This window comes from Massilia mucilaginosa, assembly GCF_011682145.1.
GTDB classification, from domain to species: Bacteria; Pseudomonadota; Gammaproteobacteria; order Burkholderiales; family Burkholderiaceae_D; genus Telluria_A; species Telluria_A mucilaginosa.
Genome location: NZ_WHJH01000103.1, coordinates 1 through 5994, shown reverse-complemented (window position 1 = coordinate 5994; position 5994 = coordinate 1). Strand labels below are relative to the sequence as shown.

The following is a 5994-nucleotide window of genomic DNA, read 5'->3' as shown; positions in this document are numbered from 1 at the left end:
CGGAGCTGCTCTGAGGTAGAATTCATGTCGGGCAAGGTGGCGTTTTTGTTGATAGCTGTGTTTCTAGATAACTCACATTTTATCAATCACTTACGGCATTCTTGCCCTTTTTTATGCAAAATTCAGGTTAGCTGACCGAGGCCTGGCGCAGGCGGCGTGCCGCCTGACGGCGGTCGTAGCTTTCGATCAGTGCGTTTTGGGAAATTTCATCGCCAATGCCGCGCAGCTTGAGAAAGCGCTGGGCGGCGTCGCTGCCGAAAGCGCGCTGCAAGGCAATCGCTTCGTGCAATTGTGCTGCGGTTTCAAGGTCCTGGCGACGGTCTTCGTGACGGCGGTCTGCATCGTCCATGTTGTTCTCCTGGTTACTGTATTGCATTTATAACACGCAAAGAAAATGCATGCTGATTATGCGCGTACCGAACGCGGGTATTTACATTATCGTCAGGATGCCGTCGAACTTGATGCGGAGCGCATGGACAGGAGATGAAATCAGGGGTGCTGGGCTGTGCGTGCTGTCGGTGCCGCAGTTGCCGCAGTAGTGGCGCCGATGGGGCGTCTGCGCAAAGCTGCCCAGGTCCAGGTGCGGATGGCCGCAGCGCGCACAGCACACACAGCCAAGCGCCTGGCCGCCCGCGCGTGCCGCGCTGTACGCCAGCAGGGCGGGCGGGGTGATATTGACCTGCACGATGCCGGTGCCGGGGAACAGCGCATCCATGGCGCTGGTGCGCAGCGCCACCGCCGCGCAGCGGGCCGTAGCGGGCGCCGTAGCGGACGCCGTTGCGCCGGCAGGCAAGGTGGCGAACTCGATGGTGCCGTCGGGCGCGCCGGCGATCGTCACGCTGGCGCAGGCGGCCAGGTCGATCACGGGTGGATGCAGCGCATAGCCCATCTTCTCCCGATGGCGCGCACAACGTTGCTCGCCGCTCTCTGCCAGCGCCGCCAGGTCCGCCTTCACGCCCCAGTAGGCCTGGTGCGTGCGGCACCACTGGCGTGCGGTGCCGTTGCGGTACTTGCCGGCCGCGACCAGCACGCAGCCGACGATGGCGTCGTCGCCCCGCTCGGCCGGAAAATAGCCGGCGATCCGTCCGCTGGCCACCGCGATGTGGCCGACCGTGGCCGCGTGCGGCCAGCAGATGCCGGCCACGTGCTGCAATGTCAGTGGCCTTGCATCGTCAGTCGGCATGGGCGAGGTACAGGCCGCCTTTGCCGTCCGGCAGCCAGGTTTCGGCGATATCGGAGCTGACATCGAAAAAGCCCACGCCATGCTGGCCGGCGAGGCGGGTCACGGTGGCGTGCGCGTCGTCGATCCGGGTCCAGGGAAAACTCATGTAGATGAAGGCCTTGCCGATCGTGTAGTCGGTGTCGGTCATGTCCTCGTCCGCTTCCTCGTCGTCCTCGTCCTCGTCCTCGTCGCCGCGCTCGTCGAGCGGCATGGCCGGGAAGGTCTGGACGATGTCGGCGTAGAACGCTTGCAAGGCGGCGCTGGCGACGGCGGGGTCGGCGTAGGAATGGTCTTCGTCCAGCTCGGTCTGTTCTTCATGCCAGGCGAGGAAGGGCTCGCGTTTTTTTGGGGCGGCTTCCGCTGCGAAAACCATCAGGTCGTAACTCATGCTTGTGTGCCTTTGTCGGGGTGAAGTGCGCTGGCGCTATTTTAGAGCAAGCATGAGAATCCGAGATTTTTCCCTCTTGCCATTCTGGTAAGATGTTCCCTCTTTAGCAACCCGGTCATTGCGGACCCACCGTTCGCAGGACGCGACAATGACATCCACACCAGCTCAGCCAACCCGCGCGCGGCGCGTTCTGTTCGTTCATCAAAATTTCCCCGGCCAGTTCAAGCGGATTGCCGCGCACCTGGCGCGCGATCCGGCCTACGACGTGCTGGCGATCGGCAAGGAAGGCTGCCCCGGCCTGCCGGACGTGCGCACCCTGACCTACAAGCTGCACCGGGTCCAGGCCAAGGAAACGCACCACTATGCGCGCCCGTTCGAGTCGGGCATCCTGCATGGCCAGGCTTGCCTGCGCGTGCTGCTGGCGTTGAAGGAAAAGGGGTTTGTGCCGGATGTGATCATCGCCCATCCGGGCTGGGGCGACACCATGTTCGTGCGCGAAGCGTTCCCCGATGCGCGGCTGGTGCATTTTTCCGAGTTCTACTATCACACCGACCATGCCGACGTCGGCTTCGATCCCGAGTTCCCCAGCACCATCGACGACCGGGCCCGGGTGCGCGCCAAGAATGCGCTGCAACTGCTCAACCTGGAAGCGTGCGACGTCGCGGTCGCGCCCACCCACTGGCAAAAGAGCCTGCACCCCAAACCCTACCAGGACAAGATCGCGCTGATCCACGAGGGCATCGACACCGCCTACCTGTGCCCGAATCCCGCCGCCTCCTTCACCCTGCCGAATGGCAAAGTGCTGCGCCCGGGCGACCCGGTGCTGACGTACGTGTCGCGCAACCTGGAACCGTACCGCGGCTTTCATACCTTCATGCGCGCGCTGCCGGCCATCCTGGCCGACAATCCCGGCTGCGACATCGTGCTCGCCGGCGGCGACGGCGTGAGCTACGGCGCGCGTCCGGCCGGCGGCAAGAACTGGCGCGAGACCATGCTGGCCGAGGTCGCCATCGATGCCAGCCGCGTGCACTTCCTCGACCGCATCCCGTACGCGCGCTACCGCGACCTGCTGCAGGTATCGGCCGCGCATGTGTACCTGACCTATCCGTTCGTGCTGTCGTGGTCGATGCTCGAAGCGATGGCCTGCGGCTGCCTGCTGATCGGCTCGGACACGGCCCCGGTGACGGAAGTGATCCGCGACGGCGAGAACGGCCTGCTGGTCGATTTTTTCGATACACAGGCGATTGCCGCCACCGTCAGCCGCGCCTTGCGCGAGGGCGCGCGCTTCGCGCCGCTGCGGGCGCGGGCGGTGGAATCGATCAAGGCCGGGTATGCGGTGGAGGAGGGCATCGCCGGCTACCGCCGCCTGATCGACGCCGCGGCGCTGTAGCGTCCGGCCGCCCCCGGCGTCGTTCCGGTTTGCGTGGAAACGGCGCCGGCGGCCAGCTTACGCTGCGGCCAGCACGCGGCCGCTGAAGTTGGTCTCGGCGCACCACAAGGTGCTGGCGCGCGCCAGCAGCACCGCTTCGGCATCGGCCAGCCAGCCGTCGGCATCGGCGATGCGCCACATTGCCTGCATCAACTGGCGGCGCAGGTCGGGATGGCGGATTTCGTCGAGCAAGCCGTCGAGCATGGCGCCGTCGATCCGCACTTCGCCGTGGAATGCCGAGGTCAGCATGTCCTGGCAGAGCTCTTGCAGCAGGCGCTGGAAGGCGTCCTGGTCGAGGTCGATATGTTGCAGGATCTTGCTGCTGTCGAGGGCGGCAAGTTCGCTTTGCGCCAGATTGCCATCGACCACCATTGCCAGGGCAAGAACACGGCCTGCTGCTTGAGGGCTATCTGTTTCGTAACGACGCATGGTGCTACTCCATTTGTGAAAAAAGGGCGTGGAAAAATGTCCACCCAAAAATTATATGGGCGTACGATATAAAGAAAAACTCGATTAATGCTGTCTGAAACATCGATTATTTCGATGTATTCACTCTGTATTGACAGACGCCTGCGTTCCAAACCGAGATTTGCCGGACCGATCTTCCGCCCCACGATAGCTCGCGTAAACCGAATATACTTGGCTGACCTATCGAACAGATCGAGCAATCGCCAGGAGCCGGCCCGTATGTCCAATCTCAACTTCAAGCACTTGCGCTATTTCTGGATGGTCGGCAAGACCGGCAGCATCGCCCGCGCAGCCGAACAACTGCACCTGACGCCGCAGTCGATTTCCGGGCAGCTGAGCGAGTTTGCCGAGACGCTCGGCGTGGAACTGTTTCGCCGCGCCGGACGCAACCTGGAACTGACCGATACCGGGCGCCGCATCCTCAGTTACGCCGAAACCATTTTCAACACCGGCGACGAACTGCTCGACATCGTGCGCGACCAATCGCTCAAGACTGCGGTGGTATTTCGGGTGGGGTGCGCCGATTCGGTGTCCAAGCTGATCGCCTGCCGGCTGGTCGAGCCCGCGCTCAGCCTGGCCGAGCCCTTGCGCCTGATCTGCCGCGAAGGCCGCCTGGCCAGCCTGCTGGCCGACCTCGCGGTGCACCGCCTCGACCTGATCATCGCCGACCGCCCGATGCCGCCGCACCTGAGCGTCAAAGGTTACAACCACTTGCTGGGCGAAAGCGGCTTGAGCGTGTTCGCCACGGCGGCACTGGCGGCCACGCTGAAAGGGACGTTCCCGGCCTGCCTGGACCGCGCCCCCTTGCTGCTGCCGGGGGAGGATTTTGCGATCCACCACAAGCTGCTGCAATGGCTGGCCAACCAGCAGCTGCGCCCGCGCGTCGTTGGCGAGTTCGACGACAGTGCAATGATGAAAGCTTTCGGCCAGTCGGGCGCCGGCGCGTTTTTCGCGCCGACGGTGATCGCGCGCCAGGTGTGCCAGCAGTACGCGGTGGTGGAACTGGGCACGGTGCCGGGACTGGTCGAGCAGGTGTATGCGATCACCACGGAGCGCCGCATGAGCCATCCGGCGACGCTGGCGATCAGCCAGATGGCGCGGCGCGAACTGTTCGTCTGACAGCGCTTACGCGGCAGGGGTATCCGACCCGATTGCGGGACGCGCGCGCCGCTCGGCCCACTTGCGGTTCAAATACAGGCGCACGGGATTTTCGAAGAGATAGAACGAGAGCGCGCCCAGGCCGATCGCGCCCAGCAAACCGGCAAGATGCGAGATCCGGCCCGCACCCACGGCGTAGTAAAACGGTTGCTGCCACAGGTACAGCGAAAACGAGCAGAGGCCGAACCACTGCAGTACCCGCGCCGCCAGCAGTTGGCGGATGATCGGCGGGGTGCGTTCGAGATGGTTGATCGAGTACGCCAGGCACAGCGGCGCGAGCGTGTATTGCAGTTCCTTGTGGGCGTAGGTCGAGTAGCACGCGAGCGCGACCACCAGGGTCAGGACCGGCAGCCAGGGCGAGGTCTGGCGCAGCCATGGCGCCTGCGTGCTGGCTGCCGTGACGCGATAGGCGGCCGCCGCGATCAGGCCGATGGCGGCCGACTCGCTGCGCAGGAACCACGGGGTCGCGCCCGCTGGCGGGTGCCCCGGGTAATACGCGTTAACCGCCAACATCGCGCCGGTGCCGGCGAGCAGGAGGGCGGCGCCGGCGAAGCGGTGGCGCAGGCCGCCGGCGAGCAGGGCGAGCGCCGCCAGGAACATATAGCTGTGCTCCTCCACGTTGAGCGACCACAGATGGCCGACGGGCCAGGTGCGCGCCCAGATGCTGATATCGGCGGGGAAGTAATTGCGCAAAAATGCGAGGGTTGCGATCAGTTCGCCTTGCGGGACCATGAAGCGCACCGGCTGCAGGAAGGCCGCGTAGAGCGCCATCGCGATGACGAACAGCCAGAACGTCGGGAACACCCGGCTCAATCTGCGCACGAAAAAATCTTTCAGCGGCACCTTTTTGATGAACAACAGGTTCCCCATCAAAAAGCCCGACAGCACGAAGAACAGTTGCACGCCGAACTCACCGAGCCAGGAGAGTTCTTGCGTCGATTTGAAGTGCGAAATCAGTACGGCAATGATTGCCAGCCCGCGCCACCCGTCAAGGTAAGGGATATGCCTGGTGGGGCTGCTCATGATGGTTGTCGCCACGTTGTTATCGATCAATCAATCAAGTTACCACATGGCCATTGATACGACAAATGATTCGTGGCGCGCGTTGCGGCTTGTCCGCCTGCCGCTGATTACGTGGGGCAGCGCCGCAGTAGCGACTTGTACGCCGTGGTTGCTGCATCAAGCTGACGCAAAACAGCCATCTAACCTGAATTTTGCATAAAAAAGAGCAAGAATGCCGTAAGTGATTGATAAAATGTGAGTTATCCCTAAAACACAATTTCAACACGAACGCACCTTGCCCGGCATGAATTCTACCTCAGAGCAGCT

Annotated in this window: 8 protein-coding genes; 3 read left to right on the top strand and 5 right to left on the bottom strand. The window is 63.3% G+C overall.

Annotated elements, in window-relative coordinates:
- Nucleotides 1–127: 127 nt before the first annotated feature.
- The 3 genes from F2P45_RS33565 to F2P45_RS33555 form a co-directional block, all read right to left on the bottom strand.
- The gene (locus F2P45_RS33565; protein ID WP_166882549.1) at nt 128–349 is read right to left on the bottom strand and encodes a hypothetical protein; all 222 of its coding nucleotides are present in this window, start codon (nt 347–349) and stop codon (nt 128–130) included.
- An 81-nt stretch (nt 350–430) separates the two neighbouring features.
- Nucleotides 431–1183, bottom strand: a complete 753-nt coding sequence (locus F2P45_RS33560; RefSeq protein ID WP_166882548.1) for a hypothetical protein — start codon at nt 1181–1183, stop codon at nt 431–433.
- Nucleotides 1173–1610 carry a hypothetical protein gene (locus F2P45_RS33555; RefSeq protein ID WP_166882547.1) on the bottom strand — a complete coding sequence of 146 codons (438 nt, stop codon included), beginning with the start codon at nt 1608–1610 and terminating at the stop codon, nt 1173–1175. The genes F2P45_RS33560 and F2P45_RS33555 overlap by 11 nt, the downstream gene beginning before the upstream one ends.
- 148 nt (nt 1611–1758) lie before the next feature.
- Here F2P45_RS33555 and F2P45_RS33550 point away from each other — a divergent pair, with 148 nt between their 5' ends.
- Nucleotides 1759–3000, top strand: a complete 1242-nt coding sequence (locus tag F2P45_RS33550) for a glycosyltransferase family 4 protein (RefSeq protein ID WP_166882546.1) — start codon at nt 1759–1761, stop codon at nt 2998–3000.
- Between the two features lie 57 nt (nt 3001–3057).
- Here the strand turns inward: F2P45_RS33550 and F2P45_RS33545 are convergent, their stop codons facing one another.
- Nucleotides 3058–3468, bottom strand: a complete 411-nt coding sequence (locus F2P45_RS33545) for a tellurite resistance TerB family protein (RefSeq protein ID WP_166882545.1) — start codon at nt 3466–3468, stop codon at nt 3058–3060.
- Nucleotides 3469–3726: 258 nt separating this feature from the next.
- On the opposite strand from F2P45_RS33545, the gene nhaR reads away from it, so the two are divergent.
- Nucleotides 3727–4626: a transcriptional activator NhaR gene (nhaR, locus tag F2P45_RS33540; protein WP_166882544.1), complete on the top strand. Its 900-nt coding sequence runs from the start codon at nt 3727–3729 to the stop codon at nt 4624–4626.
- A 6-nt stretch (nt 4627–4632) separates the two neighbouring features.
- On the opposite strand, the gene F2P45_RS33535 is transcribed toward nhaR, so the two are convergent.
- The gene (locus F2P45_RS33535) at nt 4633–5688 is read right to left on the bottom strand and encodes an acyltransferase family protein (RefSeq protein WP_166882543.1); all 1056 of its coding nucleotides are present in this window, start codon (nt 5686–5688) and stop codon (nt 4633–4635) included.
- Here F2P45_RS33535 and F2P45_RS33530 point away from each other — a divergent pair.
- Complete coding sequence (locus F2P45_RS33530; RefSeq protein WP_166882542.1) at nt 5687–5887, top strand: hypothetical protein; 201 nt, start codon at nt 5687–5689, stop codon at nt 5885–5887. The two genes, F2P45_RS33535 and F2P45_RS33530, sit on opposite strands and share 2 nt — an antisense overlap.
- Nucleotides 5888–5994: the final 107 nt, after the last annotated feature.